Source organism: Halobellus captivus, assembly GCF_007655485.1.
Lineage (GTDB): Archaea > Halobacteriota > Halobacteria > Halobacteriales > Haloferacaceae > Haloquadratum > Haloquadratum captivum.
The window spans coordinates 176,368-203,003 of sequence record NZ_VJXQ01000002.1; the positions used below are offsets into that span (position 1 = coordinate 176,368).

General features: G+C 66.2%; 27 protein-coding genes and 1 tRNA gene. 17 read left to right on the plus strand and 11 right to left on the minus strand.

What is annotated here, in order from left to right; genetic code table 11:
• Window positions 1-223 precede the first annotated feature (223 nt).
• The 6 genes from FJT57_RS06185 to FJT57_RS06210 all read left to right on the plus strand — a co-directional run bounded on the left by FJT57_RS06185 (window position 224) and on the right by FJT57_RS06210 (window position 2,950).
• On the plus strand, window positions 224-541 hold the full coding sequence (locus FJT57_RS06185; protein ID WP_144903045.1) for a cupin domain-containing protein: 318 nt from the start codon (window positions 224-226) through the stop codon (window positions 539-541).
• Window positions 542-607: 66 nt separating this feature from the next.
• Window positions 608-1,297 (plus strand): AMP-binding protein, encoded by a 690-nt coding sequence (locus FJT57_RS06190; protein ID WP_144903048.1) that lies wholly within the window; start codon window positions 608-610, stop codon window positions 1,295-1,297.
• A gap of 95 nt (window positions 1,298-1,392) precedes the next feature.
• On the plus strand, window positions 1,393-1,590 hold the full coding sequence (locus FJT57_RS06195; protein WP_144903051.1) for a hypothetical protein: 198 nt from the start codon (window positions 1,393-1,395) through the stop codon (window positions 1,588-1,590).
• 72 nt (window positions 1,591-1,662) lie between these two features.
• Entirely contained in the window at window positions 1,663-1,845 is a 183-nt protein-coding gene (locus FJT57_RS06200) for a hypothetical protein (RefSeq protein ID WP_144903054.1), read from the plus strand.
• A gap of 81 nt (window positions 1,846-1,926) precedes the next feature.
• Entirely contained in the window at window positions 1,927-2,373 is a 447-nt protein-coding gene (locus tag FJT57_RS06205; protein WP_144903057.1) for a DUF2240 family protein, read from the plus strand.
• 79 nt (window positions 2,374-2,452) lie between these two features.
• Window positions 2,453-2,950 (plus strand): hypothetical protein, encoded by a 498-nt coding sequence (locus FJT57_RS06210; RefSeq protein ID WP_144903060.1) that lies wholly within the window; start codon window positions 2,453-2,455, stop codon window positions 2,948-2,950.
• A gap of 17 nt (window positions 2,951-2,967) precedes the next feature.
• Here FJT57_RS06210 and FJT57_RS06215 read toward each other — a convergent pair whose 3' ends face one another.
• On the minus strand, window positions 2,968-3,627 hold the full coding sequence (locus FJT57_RS06215) for an HAD family hydrolase (RefSeq protein WP_144903062.1): 660 nt from the start codon (window positions 3,625-3,627) through the stop codon (window positions 2,968-2,970).
• Window positions 3,628-3,686: 59 nt separating this feature from the next.
• Here FJT57_RS06215 and FJT57_RS06220 point away from each other — a divergent pair, with 59 nt between their 5' ends.
• Window positions 3,687-4,973: a DNA double-strand break repair nuclease NurA gene (locus FJT57_RS06220; RefSeq protein ID WP_144903065.1), complete on the plus strand. Its 1,287-nt coding sequence runs from the start codon at window positions 3,687-3,689 to the stop codon at window positions 4,971-4,973.
• A gap of 45 nt (window positions 4,974-5,018) precedes the next feature.
• Here FJT57_RS06220 and FJT57_RS06225 read toward each other — a convergent pair whose 3' ends face one another.
• Window positions 5,019-5,366 carry a DUF7113 family protein gene (locus FJT57_RS06225; RefSeq protein ID WP_144903068.1) on the minus strand — a complete coding sequence of 116 codons (348 nt, stop codon included), beginning with the start codon at window positions 5,364-5,366 and terminating at the stop codon, window positions 5,019-5,021.
• Between the two features lie 120 nt (window positions 5,367-5,486).
• Here FJT57_RS06225 and FJT57_RS06230 point away from each other — a divergent pair, with 120 nt between their 5' ends.
• Both FJT57_RS06230 and FJT57_RS06235 read left to right on the plus strand, forming a co-directional pair.
• Window positions 5,487-7,382, plus strand: coding sequence for an ATP-binding protein (locus tag FJT57_RS06230; RefSeq protein WP_144903071.1), 1,896 nt, complete (start codon window positions 5,487-5,489; stop codon window positions 7,380-7,382).
• 87 nt (window positions 7,383-7,469) lie between these two features.
• Window positions 7,470-7,892, plus strand: a complete 423-nt coding sequence (locus tag FJT57_RS06235; protein WP_144903074.1) for a universal stress protein — start codon at window positions 7,470-7,472, stop codon at window positions 7,890-7,892.
• A 78-nt stretch (window positions 7,893-7,970) separates the two neighbouring features.
• Here the strand turns inward: FJT57_RS06235 and FJT57_RS06240 are convergent, their stop codons facing one another.
• The 3 genes from FJT57_RS06240 to FJT57_RS06250 all read right to left on the minus strand — a co-directional run bounded on the left by FJT57_RS06240 (window position 7,971) and on the right by FJT57_RS06250 (window position 11,454).
• Window positions 7,971-8,627: a lactate utilization protein gene (locus FJT57_RS06240; RefSeq protein ID WP_144903077.1), complete on the minus strand. Its 657-nt coding sequence runs from the start codon at window positions 8,625-8,627 to the stop codon at window positions 7,971-7,973.
• A 229-nt stretch (window positions 8,628-8,856) separates the two neighbouring features.
• On the minus strand, window positions 8,857-9,012 hold the full coding sequence (locus tag FJT57_RS06245; RefSeq protein WP_144903080.1) for a rubrerythrin-like domain-containing protein: 156 nt from the start codon (window positions 9,010-9,012) through the stop codon (window positions 8,857-8,859).
• Window positions 9,013-9,228: 216 nt separating this feature from the next.
• Window positions 9,229-11,454, minus strand: coding sequence for a CDC48 family AAA ATPase (locus FJT57_RS06250; protein WP_144903084.1), 2,226 nt, complete (start codon window positions 11,452-11,454; stop codon window positions 9,229-9,231).
• Window positions 11,455-11,641: 187 nt separating this feature from the next.
• On the opposite strand from FJT57_RS06250, the gene larC reads away from it, so the two are divergent.
• On the plus strand, window positions 11,642-13,093 hold the full coding sequence (larC, locus tag FJT57_RS06255) for a nickel pincer cofactor biosynthesis protein LarC (RefSeq protein ID WP_144903087.1): 1,452 nt from the start codon (window positions 11,642-11,644) through the stop codon (window positions 13,091-13,093).
• Between the two features lie 130 nt (window positions 13,094-13,223).
• Here larC and FJT57_RS06260 read toward each other — a convergent pair whose 3' ends face one another.
• Complete coding sequence (locus tag FJT57_RS06260) at window positions 13,224-14,015, minus strand: hypothetical protein (RefSeq protein ID WP_144903090.1); 792 nt, start codon at window positions 14,013-14,015, stop codon at window positions 13,224-13,226.
• A gap of 145 nt (window positions 14,016-14,160) precedes the next feature.
• On the opposite strand from FJT57_RS06260, the gene radB reads away from it, so the two are divergent.
• On the plus strand, window positions 14,161-14,853 hold the full coding sequence (radB, locus tag FJT57_RS06265) for a DNA repair and recombination protein RadB (RefSeq protein ID WP_144903093.1): 693 nt from the start codon (window positions 14,161-14,163) through the stop codon (window positions 14,851-14,853).
• Window positions 14,854-14,920: 67 nt separating this feature from the next.
• Here radB and FJT57_RS06270 read toward each other — a convergent pair whose 3' ends face one another.
• From FJT57_RS06270 to FJT57_RS06285, 4 genes are all read right to left on the minus strand, one after another.
• Window positions 14,921-16,066 (minus strand): CBS domain-containing protein, encoded by a 1,146-nt coding sequence (locus tag FJT57_RS06270; RefSeq protein ID WP_144903096.1) that lies wholly within the window; start codon window positions 16,064-16,066, stop codon window positions 14,921-14,923.
• A 216-nt stretch (window positions 16,067-16,282) separates the two neighbouring features.
• On the minus strand, window positions 16,283-17,029 hold the full coding sequence (gene fer / locus FJT57_RS06275) for a ferredoxin Fer (RefSeq protein ID WP_144903099.1): 747 nt from the start codon (window positions 17,027-17,029) through the stop codon (window positions 16,283-16,285).
• 91 nt (window positions 17,030-17,120) lie between these two features.
• Window positions 17,121-17,753 (minus strand): MBL fold metallo-hydrolase, encoded by a 633-nt coding sequence (locus FJT57_RS06280; protein WP_144903101.1) that lies wholly within the window; start codon window positions 17,751-17,753, stop codon window positions 17,121-17,123.
• Window positions 17,754-17,869: 116 nt separating this feature from the next.
• Window positions 17,870-17,944, minus strand: a tRNA-Val gene (locus FJT57_RS06285).
• Between the two features lie 267 nt (window positions 17,945-18,211).
• Here FJT57_RS06285 and trpD point away from each other — a divergent pair.
• Genes trpD through trpG form a run of 4 tightly spaced genes read left to right on the plus strand, consistent with a single transcriptional unit; the run spans window position 18,212 to window position 22,335 of the window.
• Complete coding sequence (gene trpD, locus FJT57_RS06290; RefSeq protein WP_144903105.1) at window positions 18,212-19,234, plus strand: anthranilate phosphoribosyltransferase; 1,023 nt, start codon at window positions 18,212-18,214, stop codon at window positions 19,232-19,234.
• A 1-nt stretch (window position 19,235) separates the two neighbouring features.
• Window positions 19,236-19,922: a phosphoribosylanthranilate isomerase gene (locus FJT57_RS06295; protein WP_144903108.1), complete on the plus strand. Its 687-nt coding sequence runs from the start codon at window positions 19,236-19,238 to the stop codon at window positions 19,920-19,922.
• Window positions 19,923-19,936: 14 nt separating this feature from the next.
• Window positions 19,937-21,658 carry an anthranilate synthase component I gene (gene trpE, locus FJT57_RS06300; protein WP_144904463.1) on the plus strand — a complete coding sequence of 574 codons (1,722 nt, stop codon included), beginning with the start codon at window positions 19,937-19,939 and terminating at the stop codon, window positions 21,656-21,658.
• The gene (trpG, locus tag FJT57_RS06305; protein ID WP_144903111.1) at window positions 21,655-22,335 is read left to right on the plus strand and encodes an anthranilate synthase component II; all 681 of its coding nucleotides are present in this window, start codon (window positions 21,655-21,657) and stop codon (window positions 22,333-22,335) included. Before trpE ends, trpG begins: the two co-directional genes overlap by 4 nt.
• A gap of 58 nt (window positions 22,336-22,393) precedes the next feature.
• On the opposite strand, the gene FJT57_RS06310 is transcribed toward trpG, so the two are convergent.
• Window positions 22,394-22,618 carry a hypothetical protein gene (locus tag FJT57_RS06310; RefSeq protein WP_144903114.1) on the minus strand — a complete coding sequence of 75 codons (225 nt, stop codon included), beginning with the start codon at window positions 22,616-22,618 and terminating at the stop codon, window positions 22,394-22,396.
• Between the two features lie 504 nt (window positions 22,619-23,122).
• Here FJT57_RS06310 and FJT57_RS06315 point away from each other — a divergent pair.
• The gene (locus FJT57_RS06315) at window positions 23,123-26,278 is read left to right on the plus strand and encodes an adenosylcobalamin-dependent ribonucleoside-diphosphate reductase (protein WP_144903117.1); all 3,156 of its coding nucleotides are present in this window, start codon (window positions 23,123-23,125) and stop codon (window positions 26,276-26,278) included.
• A gap of 107 nt (window positions 26,279-26,385) precedes the next feature.
• Entirely contained in the window at window positions 26,386-26,553 is a 168-nt protein-coding gene (locus tag FJT57_RS16625) for an HVO_2523 family zinc finger protein (protein WP_203229118.1), read from the plus strand.
• Window positions 26,554-26,636 lie beyond the last annotated feature (83 nt).

A 26,636-nucleotide genomic window follows, 5' to 3' on the forward strand; every position in this document is an offset into this window, starting at 1 on the left:
CGGTGGGTTCCCTCGCCGCGCGAAGCGTGGTTGCGGGAACCCGCCGCGCCATAACCGGGAGGGAAGAATACCGATCGGCTCGCTGTGTTCGCCTCGCGGTACGGCGTCTGGGGCTTTTCGCGCCGCGTCCGCACCCCGAGTTCCGATTCCTGCTTCGAGGTCGACCCCGACTCGTCCACCGGATCCCATACTTTCACGTGTCTGTCGCCGTAATGTCGATTGAATGTCCTACACGAAAGCGAACGTCGGCCAAGGCGACGAGAAGGCACCCGGAATGTACTTCCTGCGCGAGGCGCTCGACTGCGAGAACCTCGGGTTCACGGTCATCGATGCCGAAGCGGGCTGGACCGGGATGGAACACGACCACGGCGACGGCGACCACGAGGAGGTGTACTACCTCGTCGAGGGCACGGCGACGATCGAGATCGAGGGAAGCGAGGTCTCGATGGACGCGGGCGACGCCGTCCGCGTCGCACCCGAGGCGAGCCGAACGCTCAGCGCGTCCGAATCCAGCACGTTCGTCGTCGTTGGCGCACCCTGAACGGACCGGCGCGAATCCGAACACCGCAGCCGACGCCGTTTTGCGCTCTGCACCCAACTGCGCGGTATGACCACTGATCCGGACGGAGCACCCGACACTGCGTATCCGCCGCCGTGCCACGACCCGGCGGTCGTCGCCGACCTCCTCACTCGCGACCGTCGAACCTCGGGGACGGCCCTGCGCGTGGCAGGATCCGGTCGAACCGACAGCTATCGCGACTTCGTCACGACCTCCTACAAGGCCGGGAACGTGCTCCGATACCTCGGCGTGCGCAGGGGAGACGAGGTGCTCGTCGTTCCCGAGCGTCGCCCCGAACCGGTGCTCGCGTTCTTCGGCGCGGCGCAGTTGGGGGCGGTGACGCGGTTCGCGGACGATATCGACGCAGCACCTCCGCGCGTCGTCGTCGCGCCAGTCGATCGCGAAGCCGAGTTCGACTTACCACCGGGGCACCGCCTCGTCGTCTACGGCGACCGCCCGGATGCGGTGACCACGACGCACTGGGAGACGGAGGTGTGGAGCGAAAACCCCGCTGTGCATCCCGTCGACGTCGACGGGTCCGATCCGCTTCTCGTCGATACCGAGCGCGAGATCACGCACGCCGGGGCGCTCTCGACGGCGGCGGGCATCCTCGCCGACGAAGACCTCGCTCCCGGGGTCGAGCGGGTCGTTCCCGGATCGATCGCTGATCTCGACGTGGCTGTTCCCGGGCTTCTCGCGCCGATTCTCGCGGGCGGCACGATCGTCTTTCCGGAGTGAGAGGTCTTTCCGGAGTGAGGAGTCTTTTCGGAGCGATCGGCGATGTGCGGGAAGTGACAACAACAGCTAATATTCGACGCGGCGTACCGTCTCGTATGTTCCTCAGAGCGATCGCGTTCGTGACCGGCGTCATCGAACTGCTCGCCCCCCGGAAGTTAGTCGACTTCTGGATGGGTCTCGCGGCCGACGGGGACTACGAACTCAAGCCGTGGGTGTACACCGCCGCTCGTCTCGAAGGCGTCGTGCTCGTCCTCTGGGCGCTGAAGGGATGCTGTTCGCGTTCGAGCGAGTAGGGGAACAATTGGGGAGAACCGGGCCGCGTTGAAACCACAAGAATCTCTCTTTGTAATTATATCTAATTAAGCGTGGTCGACACCCCACGTAATTCCCCGACGCGATACGATTACGTTCTCGGCGGAATGGGCGTCAGCTTGGCGTGCGGAGGCGTCGTCGGGGTCGTATCCGCAATCCCGCTCGCGTTCGCGGGAAGCGTCGCATCCGTCGTCGCCACGGCGGTGTTGCTTCTCGGAACCGTCGACGAATACTGAGCCGTCGGGGGATCGGGCGGTTCCATCCGACGACGTGACCGAATCCGAGGGCTCTTGTGGGGAGCCGTTCCTGTGATCGGTATGAGCCTGGAGGTCACCGTCGCCGTTCCGTTCAAACAGCAGGGGACGACGCGGCTCGGCGAGGGGGAGTTCGTCGTCGCGCTCTCGCTGGACCGGAGCTGGTTCTCGCCGGATCAGGCCAAGCGCCTCATCGACGTCGCGGCCGGTCGCGGACTCCTCGCCCGCGAGGAGGGCGACGTCGTCGCGCAGTTCGATCCGCCATCCGTCTCGGTCCCCGAGGAGTACGAACCCGATCAGTCGATCCTCCGCGAGCAGTCCGCCTTCGAGCGCATCCTCGACGCGCTCGTCGCCGCAGGCTGTGACAAACAGGAGGCGGTCGCGGCGGTGAACGAACGCCAGCGACGCCTCGAAATCTCCGTCGAAGCGGCCGCGGCGCTGTACGCCCGCGAGCGGGACGTCGACGTCGGCGACGCGGTGCAGAGCGCGAAGGCGACGTTCAAGCGCTGATCCGGCGCACGGTATCCAGTCCGTCCAGTTCGATCTCACGAACGGAGCGCTCTTTTCGTCGCGTCTCGAACCCGGAGCTATGGTGGACGAACGGCTGACGGACGGGCGTCGGATCGCGCAGTTTCTCGCCTCGGAAGTGACTGGCCACGGTGACGACCTCGCCCCGCTTGTCGTGACGGATGCCGATCCCGACGTCGAGGTAGCCCCGGAGGGCGCGTTCGCCTACGCGATCGAACGGCGAGCGGGCGGTTCATCCATCGAGGAAACGAGCGATGCAGCTTTCGAGAAAACGAGCGACTCATCCAGCGAGACAGCGCGGGTCGCCTCCGTGTACGTCCAGCCGGATCGCGTTCGCATCGAGTTCGAGCGCGACGTGGACGTCGTCGCCGACGTCGCGGGGGAAGCGGGCCTCCGCGTGCGTCCGAAGGCCGTCGAACCGCCGCGGACGCTCGTGTTCGTCGAAGACGGCGCGCAGGTGAAATGGTTGCTCCCGGCGCTCGAAGCGGTCGCGAGTGGCTCGGAAAATCGCGAAGCGGTTGCGGGCGACTCAGAAGACCTCGAAGACGCCGACGCGTGATCGACGCGCGGATTCGATCAGAGGTCGTCCAGAACCGTCGGCAGGCGACTCACTAGTTCCTCTCGCGGGAGCTGTACCGCCGCGCGCGGCGACGGCCCCGGCCCGCTGTCGTAGAGCACTTGGATCGGGACGAGGCCCGCGTCGGCCGCGCCCGCGATATCGGCGTCGACGTCGTCTCCGATATAGACCGTCTCGGACGCCTCGCTTCCGAGCGCGTCGAGCAGCGCGGCGAACGCCGCCGGGTCGGGTTTCCCCGCGTCGAGTTCGCCCGTCACGAGCGCCGCGTCGAACGCGTCGGTCCATCCGAGCGTCGTCAGCTTGTCGCGCTGGGCCACGCGCGGCCCGTTGGTGAGGAGGCCGACCCGGTATCGCTCGCGTAATCGTTCGAGGAACGGTTCGACGCCCGAGAGCGGAACGAGCGCGTCGGCGATTTCGTGGCGGTACGCGTTCGCGACGGATCTCGGGTCCGTATCGGAGTCGTGCTCGGCGAGGAGGTCGGCGAATATCGGCGTTCGCGTCTCGCGAGTGAGGTTCCGCGCGTGAGATTCCAGATACGCCTCGCGCGACAGCGGCGGCGCGTCCGCGCGCTCGGCCGCGTCAGCGAGGATCGTCGCGCGATCCCGTTTCGGCACGGCGAGCGTCTCGTCGAGGTCGAAGCCGACCGCAGTGATCGTCACGGGGGGACAGAGGGTCCCGGGACGTATGACTTTTCTCGTCGGGCCGCAACGGGGGGAACGTGACACTGGATCCCGTCCACGTCGACAGCATCGCCGACCTGGCGGCCTACCTCGCTCAGCACGTGGACGACGCCGACCACGTCGACGTCGCGGCGCAGATCTGGGACGGATTTCTCGATCCGCTGTACGGCTCCAGCGGGCGCGTCGTCGTCGAACCCGTCGACGGGCAACGGCTCCGTGCGGTCGACGCCGAGGACGTCGCGCTCGCGGCCCCGCCGTTCGAGACGGTCCACGGGCTCGACTCGGGAACGATCAACCCCACGACGTTCAAGAACGGGCTCGTCCTCGACGTCGCGCAGGCCGCGATGGCCGCGGTACCGTCGGATCTCGACCTCCATCGCCACCGGAGCATCGTCGCGGCGGCGCACGTCACGGATCGAGCGGCCGCCATCGACGAACCGTGGCGAAAGGCCGACGAGGGCTACTGCCGGTGGCGCGTCCTGCAAGTGCCGCGCGTCAATCGCTACGCGGAGGGGATCGTCCACGCCCTCGCGCTCTACCTCGCGGAGAGCGCGCACGCGCTCGAACACGCCGAGACGGTCTCGGACCTGCTGGTACTCGACGGGCCGCTGTATCCCGTCGAACTGCTCAACTGGCGCGAGCGCGACGCGGAACTCCGCGAGCTCGCCGAGGAGCTGAAGCCTCGCTCGATCGTCGAGAACTACATTCGCCTCGTCGAGTCGTTCGTCGAGCGCGACGTTCCCCTGTGCGGGTTCGTCAAGAACCCCGCCTCGAAGCGGATCGTCGGCACCCTGCGCGATGGCGACACGGGCTTCGACGTTCCCTGGACCGACGACGCGGCGTTCTTCACCCGCCTGCTCGAACGTCGGGACCCGGCCGAAGCATCGGTCGAGTCCGGCGGCGTCCGCGGGCCGGAGGGGCGACGGACCGATCAGGTGACGTTCACGAACTGGTTCGTCTCCCGGGGTGGGGTCGATGCCACCGTCGCCGCCGACGGCGACGCGTACGGGATCGATCGACGGCTAGAGTCCAAGTGCTACGAGAAGTGCTTTTTCGTCGTCTACGAACCGCGAACGGACGTGCTCTACCGCGTCGAGGCGCCGTACGCGTTCGCGCGCGATCCGGAGATCCGCGATGCGCTCACCCGGCAGTTCGTCGGCGAGGTGGCCACGAACCGCGGACCTCCGGAGGCCGTCGCGAAGGCGGACGAACTCGCGCGCATCGGCGCGAGAGAGAAATCCTCGCTCCGACGGAAGTTCGCGGACGCGCTCGAAACCGACGAGGTGAAGCGGTACGACGAAGTCCGGTGGGGCGACGTCGACTGACCCACCGGTACGCGTGCGTGAGGAGTCGTTCTGCGCCGGAGTACGCTAGGAGTGTTCTGCGCCCGGTTCATCTTTGATCACTTCGATCCGAACGTCGGCCTCGGCGACGCCGACGCGGGCGAACTGCGTTCGGACGTGTTCCCTCGCGGCCTCGACGGCCCGCTCGCGCGTCTCGAATCCCCGCGGCATCGGCGACTCGAAGGCGACGCGGATCGTCTCGCCGTCGATCGTCGTCTCGGAGCCGCCGCTTTCCACCTCGTAGAACTCGTCGCAGACCCACACGTACGGCGCGTCCTCGTCCGGCGCGCCCTTGTAGGAGGGCGCGCGTTCCCCGCGCTCGAAGATCGTCCCCGTCAGCGTGGTCCCCCCGGCGTGGCCGCGCACTAAGAGCATACTGTCCCATTCGTGCGGGACGGGGAAAAGGCCGCGGCAGACGATCGGCAGACATAGCTCGTCGGAATCGAAGCACCTGGCGGAGTGTTTTAGTCGTCGCCGACGCAGTGACGAGACAAGATGGATCTCGGGGACTTCGAGCCCGGCGGCGACGATCGCTCTGGGCGTAACTCGTCTGAGCGACCGAACGACGAACAGACAGCGGGAGACGGCGGCTCACCGACGAGCGATTCCTCCGATACCGACGTCGGAACGGCGTCCAAGACCGGTGGTGCCGCCTTCGAGCGCTATGACGTCGATCCCGCGGGCGACGATCGCGGCCTCGGCGCGATCGCGGTCTCGCAGGGCCTCCGGGTCGCCGAAGACGGCGACGACACGACGCTGCGCGCGTACGTGACGAGCGACAACCGCGACGCCGTGCGCCTGGGGAAGTATCTGCTCGTCCCCTACCCGGACGACGAACTGCTCTTCTCGCGGATCACCGCCCTCGAATACGCCCAGGAGTTCCAGACCGACGACGCGACCGAGATCCACGCCCGTCGGGCGATGCGTCGCGACGGCTTCGAAGAGCGCGATTACAAGTTCGTCGCGTCGCTCGCGCCGCTCGCCGTGCTCTTCGAGGACGAAACCGAAGCGGGTCCTGATGAGGTAGTGGATCCGGACGAAGCACTGAAACGCCGGATGGTCGACCGCGTTCCCAAGCCCGGCGCGGTCGTCGCCGAGGCGACCGACCCCGAGCAGATCAAGACCGGTCTCGCGATCCCCTCCGACGGCGTCTTCCTCGGGCACCTCTCGGTCGGCGGCGAGAAGGTCCGAACCGCAGCGACGCCACCGACGATCGACTACCGGCTCCGAGACGACTACGACGACGGCGATCCGCTGGTGTTCCGACACACGCTCGTCGCTGGCGGGACCGGATCGGGAAAGACCCACGCGACGAAGAACGTGCTGCGGCAGTTGCTCGCCGAAGATCGTACCTACGAGATGGACGACGGCCGGTCCGCACGGCTCGCGGTCGTCCAGTTCGATCCGCAGGACGAGTACGCCCAGATGCACGACGACAACCCCTCGATGGACGGCGCGACCGCGCGGCGGTACGAGCGCGAGGGAATCGTCCACGGCGGCCACGACGACACCGTCGCCCTCGTTCCCAAGGAGGACGGCGTCCCCTACGGCGGCGACAACCACCGCGCCGAGCAGTTGGAGTTCACGATCCCGTTCTCGATGGCGCGGGACCGCCCGTGGCTCGTCGCGGGCAGCAGCCTCAACGAGAATCAGTACCCCGCGCTCGTCCAGTTACTTAACCGCTTTTTCCGCGAGTACGGGGACAGCGGGACCTATTCGGAGTTCCGCTCGTTCCTCGACAACCCGGCGCTGAAGGAGGAACTCGACGAATCGGGGCGCGTTCACGAAGCCACGTTCGACGCCGTCAAGCGCCGCGTACACGGGGTTCCGGACGGCGTCTTCGATCAGTCGGCGCGGCCGATCACGGAACTGGATCACCAGCTCGTCCGCCCAGGCGGGCTGACGGTGATCCCGACGTATCACCTCTCGACCAGCCGCGCGAAGGAGACCTTCGTCCTCGCGGTGTCGAGCCTGCTGATCGACGATAAGCTCTCGAACGCGCCTGACTCCGAGCGGATCAAGGAGACGCCCCTGCTCTTGGGGATGGACGAAGCGCACAACTTCCTCGCGGACGCCGACAACGTGCAGGCGCGGAAGGTCATCTCGAAGTTCACCGAGGCGGCCAAGCAGGGACGGAAGGAGCGACTGGGGTTGTTCTTGGTCACGCAGGACCCCCAGGACGTCGCCGAATCGGTGTTCAAGCAGATCAACACCCGGCTGGTGCTCAACCTCGGCGACGAGGACGCGATCAAGAGCGTCAACATCCCGCCGGAGTTGGAGGACAAGGTGCCGTACATGGAGAAGGGCCAGCTCGTCGTCTACTCGCCAGACAACTCCGAGCCGGTCGAACTCGTCGGGCTGCCGGTCTGTCTCACGCGCCACGGCGAGTAGCGGACGGCGCGCCGTCACATAGGACCGTCGGCCTCGGCGTCGACGCTCTGTCCCCGTTTTTTGTACCCCGACGTCGTATCCCATTCTATGCCGAGTCACGTGCTCGTTCCCGTCGATGGCTCGCCGCAGTCGTTGCAGGCGCTCCGGTTCGTCTCCTCAGAATGGGGCGACGTTCACGTGACGCTGCTGCACGTGATCAATCCCGTCAAGCGGGGCTACCGGGCGAGCGTCCTCCCGAGCGGCTCCGAGGACTGGTACCAGGAGGCGAAAGCCGAGGCCGAGGAGGTTCTCGAAGAGGCCCGCGACGAACTCGATATCGACGGCGCGGTGACGACGAAGACGGATGTGGGTCGACCGGCGGCCACGATCGTCGAGGCGGCACGCGATGCGGATATCGACCACGTCGTCATCGGGAGCCACGGCCGCCGCGGCGTCTCGCGGTTAGTGCTCGGGAGCGTGGCGGAACACGTCGCGCGGCGCTCGCCGGTTCCGGTGACGATTGTCAGGTGAGAACGCGTTGGTGGGAGGTCTGCGCTCCGGTGGCGGACCCGCGCTCCGTGACGAGTCCGCTTTCCGGTAGCTGGCCGATCAGTAGCCGAACTGATCGCGGATGAGCACGACCGTGGTGCGTCCCGCTTCGGTCTCTCGACGGAAGATGAGCTGCTTCGCGATCGCGGATTCGACGCCGTAGGCTTCCTGAGCGCGCTCGTTCTCCAGCGGATACGCGACCGATTCGAGGCGGTCGAGCGCGTCGTCGAGCGTCGGCACGATCTTGTTGACGCCGCTGACGATGACGACGTTGCTCGCCGCGAACGGGTACGCGCCGATCCGGCTGCCGGAGAGGTCCGCGGCGACGAGTTCGCCCGTCTGGGAGATCGCGTTGATGCCGCCGAGGAAGTACTCCGCGGTCTGGGACTGGCGGCGGGCGGCCTGTCGCTCGGCGTCGTCGTCAATGCTCCAGATCTCGTCCGGGAGGCTCTCCCAGTCGTGGTCGCCCTCCGAGAGGTACTCCATAAAGCCGATCTCTTCGAGCGTCGTCGAGTGGCCGTTCATCACGGACGCGCCCGCCGGGATGTGTGACTGAAGTGCCTCGAGCGCCTCCTCGGCGGAGTCGACGACGACAACCTCGAAGCCGTTCGCTTCGAGATTCCCGACCGTCTCCTCGACGGTCTCGTCGTCTGCGAGTTCGTCCAGCGTCGCGTCGATTTCAGTGTCGTCTACGTAATCTGCTTTCTGCTGTGACATTGGTTGAGAGCGTCGTCGGTTTCGACAATGTATGCTACCCACCGGCGACACTTAACCGCTCGCGGACACTCGTATCAGGTGGTGACCCGGGTGTTACCGGCCTGTGTGTGAGACGATACGTTCCCCGACGACGTGCCCCAAACGGCGGGCGCGCTGGCAGTGCGGGTCAGGCGGCGCTCACCGTTCGTTCGATACCTGGCCCGTCACCCCCGGTCTCGCGACCGACGAGTCACTCCAGCGATTTCCTCCTGTTTTGGAACTCGCCGCCGCACTCACACGTGGCCGGATGGGTGAACGACGTGACGAGCTTGCCGCACTGGAGACACTCATATGTCGACTTCGACTCAGGGCTGTTCGATGCCTCGATGTCTTGACCGTGGGGCATACACCGTTTCGAACGGGTTCCGAGCACAAATATTACTCTTAATAGGACATATAAGGTCAACATAATGAATTGAATACCGAATGCCTGTCCGTCTACGTGCTTTCGGTGACCGCTGTTCTCAATTCCACTATCTGGTCGGTGGAGACGTCAGTCGTCGCTGAGGGGAACTGAAGTCTCAACACGACCGAAACGGGGAGACAGACCGACGCTAGCGAGTTATTGGAAGCCGATGCGGCCGTCCCGGCGTTCGCCGAGACCCTCGCGGCCGCCGCCTTTGAACTGGTCCTGCATCTGCTCGTAGTAGTCCATCAGGTCGTCGGTGATCGTCGGACGGACGGACTCCATCGCCTTGCGGAAGTGCCGCATCTCGATCTCCTCGGCGTCGCCGTCCTCGCGCAGCGCCTCGATAGCGGCCTCGCGGGCGATCGTCTGGAGGTCGGAGCCGACGTACCCGTCGGTGATCTCGGCGATCTCGCGGAGGCTCACGTCGGGCGCGAGCGGCGAGTCCCGGGTGTGGATCTTGAGGATCTGCTCGCGACCCTCCTCGTCGGGCTGGCCGATGAGTACCAGCCGATCGAACCGCCCCGAGCGGATGAGCGCCGGATCGATCATATCCGGTCGGTTGGTCGCGGCGATCACCATCACGTTCCCGTTCTCTTCGAGCCCGTCGAGTTCGGTCAGGAGCTGGTTGACGACCCGCTCGGAGACGTTGTTTCCGGTCTCGGCCCCCCGGCTGGGCGCGAGGCTGTCCAACTCGTCAAAGAAGATGATCGTCGGACTGACCTGTCTGGCCTTCCGGAACGTCTGGCGGATCGCCTTCTCGGACTCGCCGACCCACTTCGAGAGCAGCTGCGGCCCGCGAACGGAGATGAAGTTCGCGTTCGTCTCGTTGGCGACGGCCTTCGCGATGAGCGTCTTGCCCGTCCCCGGCGGGCCGTACAGCAGCACGCCCTTCGGCGGGTCGATGCCCATCCGGTCGAATCGGTCCTGTGACGTCAGCGGCCACTCGACGCTCTCCTTGACGGTCTGCTTCGGGTCCTCGAGACCGCCGACGTCGTCCCACGACACCTTCGGGAGTTCGACGAGCACCTCGCGCATCGCCGAGGGCTCGACGTCCGCGAGCGCGCCCTGGAAGTCCTGGCGCTTGACGATCATCCGGTCGATGAGGCTCGGCGGGATGTCCTCCTCGTCGAGATCGATCTCGGGGAGGTAGCGCCGAAGCGCCTTCATCGCCGCCTCCTTCGTCAGCGACTCGATGTCCGCGCCGACGAAGCCGTGCGTCTCGTCGGCCAGGTGATCGAGGGAGACGTCGTCCGACAGCGGCATCCCGCGCGTGTGGATCTGGAGAACCTCCTTCCGGCCCACCTCATCGGGCACGCCGATCTCGATCTCGCGGTCGAAACGACCGGGGCGCCGCAGCGCCGGATCGACGCTGTCGACGCGGTTCGTCGCGGCGATGACGATGACCTGCCCGCGCGTTTCGAGGCCGTCCATCATCGTGAGCAGTTGGGCGACGACGCGGCGCTCGACCTCGCCGGTGACGTCCTCGCGCTTCGGGGCGATCGAGTCGAGTTCGTCGATGAAGATGATCGACGGCGACTCCTCGGTCGCGTCCTCGAAGATCTCGCGCAACTGTTGTTCGGACTCGCCGTAGTACTTGGAGATGATCTCCGGCCCCGCGATGGAGAAGAAGCTCGCGGAAGTCTCGTTGGCGACGGCCTTCGCCAGCAGCGTCTTCCCGGTCCCGGGCGGCCCGTGGAGCAGCACGCCCTGGGGCGGCTCGATCCCGAGCTTCTTGAAGATCTGCGGGTGCTTCATCGGGAGTTCGACCATCTCCCGCACGCGCTGGATCTCGCCCTGGAGGCCGCCGATGTCCTCGTAGGTGATTCCGCCGCCCGTCTTCTCGAAGCCCGAGATGGGCTCCTCGCGGAGTTCGACCTCGGTATCCTCGGTCACGAGACAGACGCCGTCCGGCTCCGTCTCGACGGCGATAAGCGGGATCGCCTGCCCCGGCGACCGCATAAAGGGGTGGTTCGTCGACGACATCACGGGCACGATGTCGCGCTCGACGACCGGGCGCTTGAGGATCTGCCGTTTGACCATTCCGGCGGCGTCGGAACCGAACTGCACGCTCGCCTCCTCCGGCGGCGCGAGCACGAGTTTCTCGGCCTTCGTCTCCTCGGCCTTTCGGATCGTCACGCGCTCGCCGATGCTGACGTCGGCGTTCTGTCGCGTGAAGCCGTCGATGCGAACCGTGTCGGTGTTCCAGTCCTGTCGGTCCGCGCGCCACACCTTCGCCGCGGTGGTTTCTGCGCCCTCGATTTCGATGATGTCGCCCGGCGAGAGCTTCAGATGGAGCAACGTGTCCGGGTCGAGACGGGCGATTCCGCGGCCCGAGTCGTTCGGGTACGCCTTCGCCACTTCGAGTTGAACTTCATTCATGATTGAGTCGCGGGGATATCCCGCAGATGGGTCACGATCGGGGTTAAGTCCTTCCCTGAGCCGTCTCCGGCGCAGCTAAACGCCCGACTGTGACACGCTATACCAATGTTCGGCTGGGGCATACAAATCCTTACCGACCGCGGCATCGATGCGTGGACCTTTGCCCCCGCGCGGCGAGTGTAGGCGTATGCGCACTCTCGCCTTCGACGGCCGGATGGGTGCCAGCGGCGATATGCTGCTCGGCGCGCTCGTCGCGGCCGGTGCCGACCCCGAGGCGCTCGCTCCCGTCGAGCGCGCCCTCGACGTCCGCTACGACGTCGGGACAGTGGATAAAAACGGGATTTCAGCCACGCGGGTCCGCGTGCTGCTGGACGGATCTACAGACGGATCTCGTGATTGCGACCGAGACGATCGCGACCGAGACGACACCCACAGCCGCGATAGCGGCTCAGCGGAGGCCGCCGAGCACGGGCACAAATATTTTTTCGGAGACAGTCACGGCCACGGTCATCCGCACACCCACGAGGGCGACCATTCTCACGGTCACGGACATACCGACGAGCGCGGTCATTCACACAACCACGATCATCCACACAACCACGAGCACCCTGACGACGGGTCGGCCGCGACGCCCGCTGAGGGGCACGGTCCGCACCGGACGTACGCCGACGTCGTCGAGGTCGTCGAGTCGATGGGGCTTCCGGAGTCGGTCGAATCGAACGCGTTGGCGATCTTCCGACGCCTCGGCGAGGCCGAGTCGACGGTGCACGATACTGATCTCGAATCGACGCACTTCCACGAGGTCGGGGCGGACGACGCCATCGCGGACGTCGTCGGCGTCGCGCTCCTGCTGGACGATCTCGACGTCGAGCGCGCGGTCACGACGCCGCTTTCGACCGGCAGCGGCACCCGAACGATGGCGCACGGCGAGTACCCGATTCCCGCGCCAGCGGTCGTCGAAATCGCGTCTGGTGCCGACTGGTCGCTGCGGGGCGGCCCCGTCGACGCGGAGTTGCTCACGCCGACCGGCGCGGCGATTCTCGCGCACGTCGCCGATGGCGTCGACGCGCTTCCGACGCTGCGGGTGGACAGCGCGGGCTACGGCGCGGGCGGCTACGACTTCCCGGAGCGGCCGAACGTGCTTCGCGCGATCGTCGGCGACGGCGGCGGGCGCTTGGTGCGCGACGAGATCACGGTGTTGGAAACGAACCTCGACGACGCCGCCCCCGAGGTGCTTGGAAGCCTCCAGTCGACGCTCGCCGAGGCCGGGGCGCGCGACGTGAGCGTCGTCCCGGCGACGATGAAGAAGTCGCGCCCGGGCCACCTCGTGAAAGTCGTCGTCAAGCCCGAGGACGCCGAGCGCGTCGCTCACCGACTCGCGGTCGAGACGGGGACGCTCGGAGTCCGCGAGCACGGCGCTAGCCACCGCTGGATCGCCGACAGGGAGTTCCGCACGGCGGATCTCGATATCGACGGCGAGCGCTACGAGGTCGCCGTCAAGGTCGCAAGCGACGCGAGCGACGAGATCTACGACTACAGCGCTGAGTACGACGACGCCGTCGACGTCGCGGACGCGACCGGCCTCCCGGTTCGCGAGGTGCTGCGCCGCGCGGAAGCGGCGGTTCGGGATGCGGAGTGAGGGTACGGGGCGCGGTGTGAGGGCTGGCGACGCGAAGTGATGACTCGCAGCGCGGAGTGGATCCGTCGCGACGTGAACGGTCGCCCGATCTGTCCCAGACCCCGCCCGATCTCTCCGACCCTCGCCCGATCTATTCGTCCGCGTCGTCTGCAGGCTCTGCGTCGTTGTCGGCGTCACGCTCTCTATGCGTTTCGAGCGCCTCGTCGACGGTGAGCTCTCCGGCGGCGACCCGGCGGGCCAGTCCCTCGTCGATCGTCCGACCGTCGTCGGACTCCCGCCGCGAGCGGTCTTTGATCCGCTGGAGCTCGCCCGCGGTCGGGTCGATCTGCCGCGAGTCGATCGCGTCGCCGGAGAGCCGCGCGATGTTGACCGCGGCGAGCACGTCGCCCATCCCGCGCGCGCCGGTTCCGAGATACGGCGTCGTCCCCGTCTCGTCGACGAGTTCGACCGTCACGTCGTCGAGGTCGTTGATCAGCTGCGAGCCCTGCAGCCGCGCGCCGTCTCCGATTCGGACGACCGGATCGGGGGCGTCGTCGATCTCCCGGTGGATCGTCTCGACCGCGTCCGCCAACGGCACCTGAAACGCGGCGACGATCGTGTCACCGGCGAGGACGGCGATCCCCGGACGAATACCGGGATCGACGCCGACGACCGTCCGACCGCCGCCGCCTCGGAGGATCGAAACCGCCTCCTCGACAGATCTCCGGACCGCTTCGGCGGTGGCGACGACCGTTTCGACGCGCGGGGACCCCTCCGTAGGCGAGGTGGCGGTCGCCCCGTCCTCCGGCGAACGAATCACGACTCGGGTCCCGTCGGGGAGTTCGTCTCCCGGCTCCAGGGTCGTGAACGCTACGCCACGGTCTCGCAGTTCGTCGACGACGTCGTGGTACAGCTCGAAGTCGTCAGTCGCAACGACGATCACTGACCGGAGTTTCGTCGTCTCGGTATAAAAGATGTCGCGGAGTGATCCAACCGAGCGGTTCGGTATCCCAATCGAGCGGTTCGCGACGTCGAGAGCGGGGTCACGGACCGGGGGGTTTTTCGCCGATGGCGACCGAGAACCCCGCGTGTCCGACGCACTCACCACGGGGTGTCGCTCGCTCGACGAGCTGCTGGGGGGCGGCTTCGAGCGCGGCACCGTCACGCAGCTCTACGGACCGCCAGCCGCCGGAAAGACGAACCTCGCGCTCTCGGCGGCCGTGCAGGTTGCCGCCGACGGTGGGACGGCCGTCTACATCGACAGCGAGGGGCTCTCGATCGACCGGTTTCGACAGCTCGCGGAGGCCGCTGCCGACGGCGAGTCGATCGAGGAGGTCACCTCGCGGCTGGTCGTCTCGGAGGCGCACGACTTCGAAGAACAGGAGGAAGCCGTCCGCGACGCCGCCGAGTTCGCCGATCACGCGGAGCTGATCGTCCTCGACAGCGCGACGGGGTTCTACCGGCTCGAACGAACCGGCGACGGCGACGCCGGGGAGTCGCTCCGCCGAGTCGCGCGGCAGGTGACGCATCTGCTCTCGCTGGCTCGCAAACACGACCTCGCCGTGGTCATCACGAATCAAGTGTTCTCCGATCCCGACAGTGACCGAACGCGGGCCCTCGGCGGCAACACGCTCGAACACTGGACGGGCGCTGTCGTCCGCTTGGACCGCTTCCGCGGCGGAAATCGGCGGGCGACGCTGGAGAAGCACCGGTCGAAGCCTGTCGGCGAGTCGACGACGTTCGAGATCACGGGCGACGGGCTCGCCGACGTCGATATCTGAGCCCGGAAGGAGGAATTGCCCCAAAGAAGAGCGATAAATCCCGCTTACAGTTCGCCGTAAATCCCGCTTACAGCTCGCCGAGTTTCCGGATGAGCTGGCCGCGGTACTTCTCGTCGGCGTTGAGCCCCTTCAGTTCGAGGACGTTGCGCTCGAGTTTATCGAGCGCGACGTGGAACGCGTGTTCGGAGCCGTAGCCCTCGCCGCTCCCGGCGATCTGGCCGTGGCTGGTTCGCAGACGGATCTGACACTGGATGAGCGGCGTGCCGCGGAGCTTCTCTTTGTGCTCGTGGAAGCGGACGTGCGCGTGGAGCACCTGCATCTGCTGGTACTTGTCGACGACCGAGGTGATCGATTCGACGACCTCCGCGCGGGTGAGCGTCTCTAGGAGACTGACGTTCGTGATCTGGACGTCCATACTCTCCTCCTCGGTGAACGTCAGCGCGCGGAGGACGTCCGTCTTCGTCATAATCCCCTGGACGAGTCCGTCGTTCTCGTCTGGGGTCACGACGAGTCCCGAGATGTCGTTTTCGAACATCCGCTCGACCGCCTCGTCGACGGGTTCGGAGGGCGTCGCCGTGACGACCGGCGAAGACATCAGATCGTAGACGGGGAGATCCAGCATCCGATCGAGGTCGCCGCGGCGGTCGCCGCGTCCCTGTCGGCTGTCGTCGCGGACGATGAAGTCGACGAGATCGTGCGTCGTGACGATCCCCGTGAGCTTTCCGCTGTCGTCGTCGACGACCGGTAATCGGGAGATTCCGTGTTCGCGGAGTTTGTTGATCGCCCCCCCGACGTGCGATTTCTCGGCGACGCTGATGATCTCCTCGGACTGAATGTCCTCGACGGAGATCGCATCGAGATTCTCCAGGACCGCTTCGAGAATCGCGTCGCTGTTGATGACGCCGTAGAGCTTCTCGCCCTCGAAAACGGGGGCGATTTTCACGTCGCCCTCGACGAGCATCCGCGCGACCTCGCGAACGTCCTCGTGGCGGTCGACCCGCGGTGCCGACTTCATCACGACGGAGGCTTTCGTGTCGTCCTCCATCCGGGATCGGACGAGTTGCTTCTCGCCGATGATCCCGGCGTAGTCGCCCCCCTCGGTGACGACGATTCCACGGGGGTTCTCGCGCTCGAAGATGGCGCGGATTTTCCCGAGGCGTTTGTCGACGTCGACTTCGACGAAATCAGGAGTGGCAATATCAGTAATATCCATAGTGGGAGTCGCCTCCAAACTGGGGATACGCTTGCTGCCGTCTTGAAACTTCGTCCCATTTTCGACTCGCTGGGTCCGTCGACACCGACTGGCTGTCATCTCCGACTGGAGGCCGCCGCGGCGGTAATCGGTTTCTCCCCCGACAGTTCCCGATCGACGGATACGTCGGAAGATTCCACGTACGGGTCGGGGATGGCGCACCTGTATATGAGTGGTTCAATCGTCCGCTCGCGCTCTCTCGAACTGCTCTGCGGGGAGCCGAAGCTCCGCCAACCCGGGGAGCTTCTCGATGTTGAACACGACCTTCAGGTCGTCGGTGACGGGCGTTCCGATGCAGGAGAGCCTGACTCCCTGTTCTTTCATCTCGTCGGTCAGGATCGTGCTCACGGGCATCTCCACCTCACCGTCGACGACCGCGACCGCGCAGTTCGCACACGCCCCGCCTCGGCAGGCGTAGGGCCACGAGAACCCGTATCGCTCGGCGGCTTCGAGCAGGCTCTCGCGTTCCTCGACGACCAGCAGTCCGTAGCTGTCGACGTCGAGGTCGGCGGCCTCGGCCTTCTCGAAGAGGTCCTCGTCGGTGAGTTGCCAGCCGTGCGTTTCGAGCACCTCGTAGTCGAGGTACTGAACGGTCGGGCCGAGGGAACCGCGGTTCTCGGTCCCCTCCGTCCCTTCAGACTGGCCGTTGCGGGCGCGTGATTCCCGAGCGCTGCGAGCGGAGCGTGAAGAATCGCTGCCTCCGCGCGTCGGGGAACGGCGAGAGCGGCGTCTCTCACTGGCCTCGAACGTCGATGGGTCGCGACCGCTGGTGATGTGCTCGTATGCGCGGCGGACGCGCTCGAACTCTTCGAGCGATCCGTCGTGGTCGGGATGGGCGTCCTTCACCCGATGGCGGTACGCCCGAACGACCGCGTCTTCGTCGGCGTCGGCGTCGATCCCCAGTACGTCGTACGGCGACTCCACGCCCGGGCCTTAGGAGATGACGGGGTTAAGTCCTCTCCTCTGTGACCCTGTGTCAACCCACCTGCGATCCGGGCGTCGACTGGACGACCACTTACGATCGACCGGGGAAGTCGACGTACGATGCGAGCGTCTCACTCGCGTTACGGGTGACGGAGGATCCGTGGAACACGAGCGCGGCGTCGAACTCGTAATCGAGCAGTTTGTCGAGGTTCATCTCCGCCTCGTGGACGTCTTCGGAGAACGCCGCTGGCGGCGGGACGAGATAGCCCGCCGGGAGGCCACGTCGGTCCGAGCCGAATACCGCGTCGCCCATCACTGCCACACCCGTCCGCTCGTTTACCAGCGCGTGGTTGTCCGCTCTGTGGCCCGGAACGTGGACCGGAGCGAACTCGCCGATCGACGTGCCCTCGGTGTACCGATGGTCCGGATCGTTTTCGAACTGGCTCGCGTCCGTCTGCTCCGGGACCCACGTCTCGACGCCGAGCGCGTCGACGAGAGCGTCGAATCCGTCGATGTGGTCGTGATCGCCGTGCGTGATGACCAGTCGTTCCGGCCGAATGCCGATTTCCTCGACCGCGTCGACGACCCGATCGGTGGTCTCCTCGAATCCCGTGTCGATCAGCGTCGGCGTATCGCCGTCGAACAGATAGACGCGGAACCGACCGCCGGAGGGTCGGGTTTGAGTCGTGATGTCGTACACGCCGGGGACGATCTCTTCGAACATACCGTGAGTGCGGCCGCTCGCGGATTAGTGGTTTGGGTGGGAGCGCGCAAAAACCGCAGACAGGCCGCACCCCTCGAAGGTAGGCCGCACTCTCAGGGGGTAGTTCGTGTAGAAAGTGGGTTGGGGCAGATTTGAACTGCCGACCTCCTCCATGTCAAGGAGGTGTCATAACCAGCCTAGACCACCAACCCGCTGGTCGCGTTCGGTCGCGCCCATCTGGGCGCATTACTTCGTTTCCCGGGGACGTAATTGAAGGTTTCGTTTCGGAAACGGACGGGGCCGTCGTTCGATTTTCGAACGCGAACGAAGTAACAACCAGTGCTGAGGGACCGGGGCAAGTGTCCGGCACCTCCAGATGCCGCCGCGACTGATACCACAGCCAACCCCACGCTCCGATAGCCTTATACTGATGAACGGATTTGTACACTACAACACGAACGCGTACATCGGTGACCACTATGACACTCCAAAACTACATCGAACGGACGACCGGCGGCGAGGACCTGACCAAAGCGGAGTCTCGCGAGGCCGCCACCCTCGTGTTCGAGGAGGCGACAGAGGCGCAGATCGGGGCGCTTCTGACCGCCCTGCGGGCGAAGGGAGAGACCGAGACGGAGATCGCGGGCTTCGCACAGGGGATGCGCGACGCCGCGAAGACGATCAATCCCGACCGCCGTCCGCTCGTCGATATCGTCGGGACCGGCGGCGACGACTACAACACGATCAACGTCTCGACGACGAGCGCCATCGTCGCGGCGGGCGCGGGCGCGGCCGTCGCGAAGCACGGGAACTACTCGGTGTCCTCCTCGTCGGGGAGCGCAGACGTGCTGGAGGTCGCCGGTGCCGACATCGAAGCCGAACCGCCCGCCGTCGAGGAGGCGATCGAACGCGACGGAATCGGCTTTATGCTCGCGCCCGTGTTCCACCCGGCGATGAAGGCGGTCATCGGGCCGCGAAAGGAGCTCGGGATGCGCACGATTTTCAACGTGCTCGGCCCGCTGACGAACCCCGCGGGCGCGGACGCGCAGGTCGTCGGCGTCTACGACGAGGAGTTGGTCCCGGTGCTCGCCCGCGCGCTCTCGCACATGTCCGTCGAACGCGCGCTCGTCGTCCACGGTTCCGGGATGGACGAGATCGCGCTGCACGACCGGACCGCGGTCGCCGAAGTCGACGGCGATGAGATCGAGGAGTACACGCTCACGCCCGAGGCGATCGGGCTCGATTCAGCACCGATCGACGCCGTGGCCGGGGGATCCCCCGAGGAAAACGCCGCCGATCTCCGCGGAATCGTGACCGGCGAGGTCATCGGCCCCAAGCGGGACATCATCCTCGCGAACGCCGGGGCGGCAATCTACGTCGTCGGGATGGCAGACAGCGTCGAGGACGGCGTGGAGACGGCCGCGAACGCGATCGACGAGGGCGACGCCGCGTCCACGTTCGAGGCGCTCTGTGAGCCGCTCGACGCCGCGGTGGAGCGCTGAAATGGTCCGGGTGAAGATCTGCGGCGTGACGAACGAGGCCGACCTCCGAACGGTCGAAGCGGCCGGAGCCGACGCCGTGGGTGCCGTCGCCGACGTCTCGGTCGACACGCCGCGGGAGGTGTCGGTCGACGCGGCCGCGGACCTCTTCGACGCCGCGCCGCCGTTTCTCACGACGACACTCGTCACGATGCCCGAAACGGTCGACGATGCGGTTTCCGTGGCTGAGCGGGTCGCCCCCGACGTCCTCCAACTCCACGGCGGATTCACGGGAGAAGCGCTTCGGTCGATTCGCGAACGAGTCGCCGTGGACGTGGTCGCCGCCGTCGATGCCGACGATCCGGAACGCGTCCGGTCGGTCGCCCCCGAGGTCGACGCCGTGCTCGTCGATTCGGTCGACGACGCGGGCGCGGGCGGGACCGGCGAGACGCACGACTGGGAGGCGACCGCCACGGTCGTCGCGACACTCGATGTGCCGGTGATCCTCGCGGGCGGGCTGACGCCCGAGAACGTCGTCGAGGCGGTCGAGACGGTCCAGCCGTTCGCGGTCGACGTCGCCAGCGGCGTCGAGCGAGCCGGAGGCCGAAAGGACCGCGAGGCCGTCGAAGCGTTCGTCGCGAACGCCGTCGGGGCGGGAACTAAATCGAAGCGCGCTGATGGCGACGCGAGAATCGAGGGGGTATCGCCGTGAGCGACGGCCCTGGAATGCTGTCGCAGTCGCGAGCGTCGTTCGTCGATGACGTCACCGGCGCGGTCGCTGACGCCGACGGCCCGGTGGTCGCGCACGTGACGGCCACGCTGCCGAACGTGACGCCGCTTACGGCCTACGCCGCGCTGTCGGATCGCAGCGACTACGGATTCCTCTTAGAGAGCGCAGAGAAGACGGCCTCCAGCGATCCCGCGGGCGCGTTCGCGCCCGATCACGTGACGGCCGACCGCCACGCGCGGTTCTCCTTCGTCGGCTACGATCCCGACGCCGTCGTCACCGTCGGTCCCGAGGGCGTCGACGTCGAACGCCTCGGCGGACGCGCGGCCGAATACGTCGAGGTCGACGAGGCAGTTTCTGCGGGCGGATCGAAGGCGGACGGATCGAACGCTGAGGACCGCCCCGACGTGCTCGACCGACTCCGCGCGGCGTTCCCCGAACTGCCGCGCGTCGGCTTCCCCGAGGAGGACCGCCAGCAGCTCCGCGGCGGGCTGGTCGGGTTCCTCGCCTACGAGGCCGTCTACGACCTGTGGCTCTCGGAGGTCGGGATCGAGCGCCCCGAGACGGAGACGCCGGACGCGCAGTTCGTCCTCACGACGAAGACACTCTCGTTCGATCACGCGCGCTCGTCGGCGTCGCTCGTCCTCACGCCGGTCGTCGGCCCCGACGACGATCCGGGCGAGATCTACGACGACCTCCGCGCGGAGGCCGACGCCGTCGCGTCGACGCTCGCGGACGCGACGCCCCCCGAAACGGGCGGCTTCGTCCGCAGCGGCGAATCGGCAGGCCCGAAAGACGAGTACGAGGTCGCGGTGCGAGAGACGAAAGCGCACGTCCTCGACGGCGACATCTACCAGGGGGTCATCTCCCGCGTGCGCGAACTCCGCGGCGAGGTCGATCCGCTTGGCCTGTACGAGGCGCTACGGGAGGTCAACCCCTCGCCGTACATGTACGTCCTCCGGCACGACGACCGCCACATCGTCGGCGCGAGTCCCGAGACGCTCGTCTCCGTCCGCGGCGACCGCGTCGTCTCGAACCCCATCGCGGGGACGTGCCCGCGCGGGACGAGCCCCGTCGAGGACCGGCGGCTCGCCGGAGAGATGCTCGCCGACGGGAAGGAACGCGCCGAGCACACGATGCTCGTCGACCTCGCGCGCAACGACGTCCGCCGGGTCTCTGACGCCGGGAGCGTCCGCGTCGAGGAGTTTATGAACGTCCTGAAGTACAGCCACGTCCAGCACATCGAATCGACCGTGACGGGCACGCTCGCGGGGTCGGACAGTTCCAACGGCGAATATCCCGAAGGAGCCGACGCGTTCGACGCGACCCGCGCGACGTTCCCGGCCGGGACGCTGACGGGCGCGCCGAAGGTCCGCGCGATGGAGATCGTCGACGACCTCGAGGGGAGTCCGCGAGGCGTCTACGGCGGCGGCGTCGGCTACTACTCGTGGTCCGGCGACGCCGACTTCGCGATCGTGATCCGCACGGCGACGGTCGACTGCGGCGGCCCGGAGGACGTCATCTCCGTTCGCGCCGGTGCCGGGATCGTCGCGGACAGTGATCCGACCGCCGAGTACGAGGAGACCGAACAGAAGATGGACGGCGTCCTGACGGCGGTCGAGCGGATCGAGGAAGCGGGGGACCGAGGAACCGAGGAAATGGTGGATGATGTCGAGAAGAACACGGGCGAACAGCCCGTTTCCGGGGAGGTGTCGCGATGACCCTCCGACTGCTCGTCGTCGACAACTTCGACTCCTTCACGTACAACCTCGTGGAGTACTTCTCCGAACAGCGGGTCGACGGCGAACCCGTCGAGGTAGTCGTCAGAAAGAACACGGCAGAGATAGACGAACTCCGCGAGATCGCCCCCGACGCGATCGTCATCAGCCCGGGACCGGGCCACCCGAAGAACGAGCGCGACGTCGGCGTCACCACCGAGGTTCTGACGTCGCTCTCGGAGACGACACCGACGCTGGGCGTCTGCCTCGGGCTCGAAGCCGCGGTGTACGCCTACGGCGGCGAGATCGGCCACGCCCCGGAGCCGATCCACGGGAAGGCCTACCCCGTCGATCACGACGGCCGCGGCGTCTTTTCGGGGCTCGACCAGGGCTTTCAGGCCGGGCGGTACCACTCGCTCATCGCGACCAGCGTCCCCGACTGCTTCGAGGTGTCGGCGACGACGGAGCACGCGCTGTCTGCGGAGGGTGGTTCTGAGTCGGTGGCGTCCGCGTCTGACTCGACCGACCTCGTGATGGGCGTTCGCCACCGGGAGTTCCCGATCGAGGCCGTGCAGTTCCACCCCGAATCCGTGCTGACGGGCGTCGGCCACGACGTCGTCCGGAACTTCCTCGAAGAATGCGTCTTCGCTCGGCGGAAAACGAGCGCGACACAGACCTGACGCTGATTGGACGGAGCAGTCGTGTCCGTCCGTCGGGGCCGGAATCCAGCGTTCGAAGTTACAGCACGCTGATGCCGAAGAAAGAGAGGAGCAACAGCGCGCCGACGACGACGGCAGCGATCGTGACCAGGCGCCAGGCGATCTTGAGCGCGATCCGTCCGATGATGATCACCAGACCGATCGCAACGATCACGGCGAGGGCCTGTCCGAGGGGCTGCGACAGCAGCCCACCGAGTTGCATCGGGGCGAACGCCGTCACGGCCGAGGTGAGTAGGGACATCATACCACCGTATCTTCCGAGGAGGGAATAAGTCTGTGGGAGCGTTTTCGAACTAAAACCGAAAACCGCGGTACTGAGCGGTGTACTGCTGATACCATATAATATTTGGTATTTTTCTGCGTACGGTCCACGTACCGCTGAGATCACAGTCCCGCCACACCACTGCCAACGGTGAACTACCGGATATGGTTCCCGTACTAACCACCCTTGGGTTCACCTGGATAATCGGACGACAGCGTCGGTTTTAGGGAACGGATATTCCACTTTCACTTCGGTCTGCGTAGCTTGATATCCGCCGTGTGAGTACGAACTGTCGCAACGGCAACACCGTGCCGACGGCGGTCGTGTATAAGGTGCTCGATGTGATATTTATATGGGGATACCCGGATACCGAAGCCTTAACCGACCGGCCGCACTCACAAGACATCGTTACAAATGACCGGAACTGAGCCACGCAATCGATCCGAAAACGTCCGGTGTGACAGCACTGGACCGGAGGAACAGTAGATGAGCACACCCAACGTGGGCGCAGGTGACCTCGAACTTCCCGTCAAGCGAACCGACGGGGACACCCTCGAAGAGCGACTCACCGCGAACGCCTACCACAACATCCTGCCCGCGCGGTACCTCCGCAAGGACGCCAACGGCCATCCCGCCGAGACGCAGGAGGAACTCTTCCCGCGCGTCGCCAAGAACGTCGCGCTCGCCGAGGCGGTCTACGAGGCCGAAAAGCGGGACATCGACGTGACCGTCACGCCCGAGCAATTGAAGCCCGACCACCCGCGCCGCGACGAACTCGCCGAGGACGTGTTCGGGAAGGGCGTCACCCCAGAGGCGGACGCGGAGACGTCGCTGTCGGTGTACAACGTCAACAAGTTCGCCTACGACACCGTCGTTCCCGAACTCCCCAAGGAGATCCGCTCCGCGGTCGAAAACAAGCGACAGGAGTTCGAGGAGCTGATGGAGGACCTCTCCTTTATGCCGAACTCGCCGACGCTGATGAACGCGGGCGACGAACTCCAGCAGCTCTCGGCGTGTTTCGTCGATTCGCCGGACGACGACATCGACGACATCCACCAGACCGCGAAGGAGGCCGCACAGGTCTTCCAGAGCGGCGGCGGGATGGGGTACGCGTTCTGGCGACTCCGTCCCTACGGCGACGCAGTCGGATCGACCGGCGGCATCGCCTCGGGCCCGATCACGTTTATGCGGACGTACGATCAGCTCTGTGAGACGATCGCACAGGGCGGCGCGCGGCGTGGCGCACAGATGGGCGTGATGCGCGTCAGCCACCCGGACGTCATCCAGTTCCTCCACGCGAAGAACAAGGACGTCTCGCTGGCGAACACGCTTCGGCTCAACGACCCCGACGACTTCACGCACAACTCCTTCGCGGACGCGCTCGAAGAGGCGCGCGAACTCATCGACGAGGAGGGACGCGTCCCCAAACACCTCCGGAACGCGGTCGAGGGGCACCTCTCGAACTTCAACATCTCCGTCGGCGTCACCGACGACTTTATGGAGGCGTTGTTCGCGGGCGAGGAGTTCACCTTCACGAACCCCCGCACGGAGGAACCACACGTCGCGACGCCCGAGACGAAGGAACTGTACGATATGTTCGGGCTCGGCGAGCACGTCGAGGTCGGCGAAGTGCTCTCGGTCCCGGCCGAGAAGCTCTGGGACCAGATCGTCGACGGCGCGCACGAGAACGGCGAACCGGGCGTCATCTACCTCGAACGCGTCAACAAACAGCACTCCTTCGACGTCGAGGAGCACCCCGACCACCGGATCCTGGCGACGAACCCCTGCGGCGAGCAGCCGCTCGAAGAGTACGAGGCCTGCAACCTCGGACACATCAACCTCTCGACGCTCGTCGACTTCGACGCTCCCGACTGGCGGCTCTGGTACGACGAGCACGGCGACGAGTTCGACGCGTTCGAAGACGCCGTCGACGCGTTCCTCGCCGACGCCATCGACTGGGAGGAGTTCGACTACCGCATCGACCGAGGGACGCACTTCCTCGAGAACGTCGTCACGATGTCGGACTTCCCGGTGCCCGAAATCGAGCAGAAGGTCCGCGATATGCGGAAGATCGGGCTGGGCGTAATGGGGCTGGCGCAGCTGTACATCCAGCTCGGCATCCAGTACGGTACCGAGGCGGGCAACGAGGTCGCCCGACAGCTGATGACGCACATCAACCACACCTCGAAGTGGACCAGTCACGAACTCGCCGACGAGCGCGGCGCGTTCAACGACTGGGACGACTCGAAGTACGCGAACCCGACCGAATACCGAGAGTGGTTCGAGCACCACACCGGCCTCGACGCCGACGAGTGGGCCGAGGGCTTCCCGGTCCGGAATCACAACACGACCACCGTCGCGCCGACGGGCACGACCTCGATGGTCGGCAACACGACGGGCGGGATCGAGCCGATCTACAACGTCGCCTACTACAAGAACGTCTCAGACGACGTCCAGGGCGACGAGATGCTCGTCGAGTTCGACGATTACTTCCTCCGAGTCCTGGAGGCCAACGACATCGACGTCGACGCCGTAAAGAAAGAGGCCCAAGAGCAGATGGCCGCGAACGAGTTCGACGGCGTCTCGTCGCTGTCGACCGTCCCGGACGCCATCTCGGAGCTGTTCGTCGTCACCGGCGACCTCTCGGGCAAGCAGCACGCGGCGGTCCAGTGCGCCACCCAGGAGGGCGTCGACTCCGCCATCTCGAAGACCTGCAACTTCCCGAACTCCGCGTCGAAGGAGGATATGGACGAGGTGTACCGCTACATCTACCGTAACGGCGGCAAGGGCGTCACCGTCTACCGCGACGGCACGCGCTCGAAGCAGGTCCTCACCACCCGCGCGAAGAACGCCGACTTCGCCGACGAGGGCGAGGCCGCGGAGACGCTGGTCGAACAGATCGAGGAGGTCTTCGGCGGCCTCGAGGGCTTCCTCGACAACGAGGCCGTACAGGCCGCGCTCGACGAGGAGGTCGACCGCCTCCTGTCGGCGGCCGACGGCGAGACCGATCTGGGCAAGAAACGGCCGCGGCCGGACGTGCTCCACGGCGTGACCCAGCGCATCGACACGGGCTACGGAAAGCTCTACGTCAACATCAACGAGGACGAGCACGGCCAGCCGTTCGAGCTGTTCGCGAACATCGGCAACTCCGGCGGCTTCACCGCCTCCTTCACCGAGGCGCTCGCGAAGACCATCTCGACTGCGCTCCGCTCCGGCGTCGATCCGAGCGAGATCGCCAGCGAGCTACAGGGCATCCGCAGCCCGAAGGTCGCCTGGGACAAAGGCGAGCAGATCAACTCCATTCCGGACGCGATCGGCACGGCGATGCGGCGCTACCTCGACGGCGAGATCGACAAGGGCTACCCGCAGCAGCAGAACCTCACGGAACTGTCCGATGGGGCCGAAGCCGACCTCTCGGCGGGTCGCGAAACCGACGGCGGCGCGGCCGTCGACGTCGGCGACGCACCCGTGAACCCCGACGCGCAGACGGACGACGGAACGCCGATGGACGCCGCACCGGACGCGACCGACGACCTGCTCGCGGCCGGAGAGAGCCCCGAATGCCCCGAGTGCGGCAGTATGTCGCTGTACTACTCCGAAGGCTGCAAGACCTGCGAGTCCTGCGGCTGGTCGGAGTGCTGAGCGTCGGCTGAACGCGCTCGGTTTCGCCGGTTCGACTGTCGACGGGTCGGTTCCGACTCGCTTTTCAAACGCGAACCTTCTTATCGTCGGCGAGCGCCGGGTCCGACGTGAGCGATCCGAGCGAGGCGAGTGACGCGGCCGACGTCGACGACGGCGTCGAGACGCTCCCCGGACGTCCGTGTCCGATCTGCGAGCGATCGATGGACCATCGCCACTGCAAGTACGTCTGCCCCGAGCACGGCGTGATCTACGACTGCAGCGACACGTTCTGGTGATATGACAATATCCGGAGAGGTGCGAGAATCGTGGTATATGAGTCTACTGGCCGTTTCTTCCAGTTTCGCCTGATTTTCTTTCA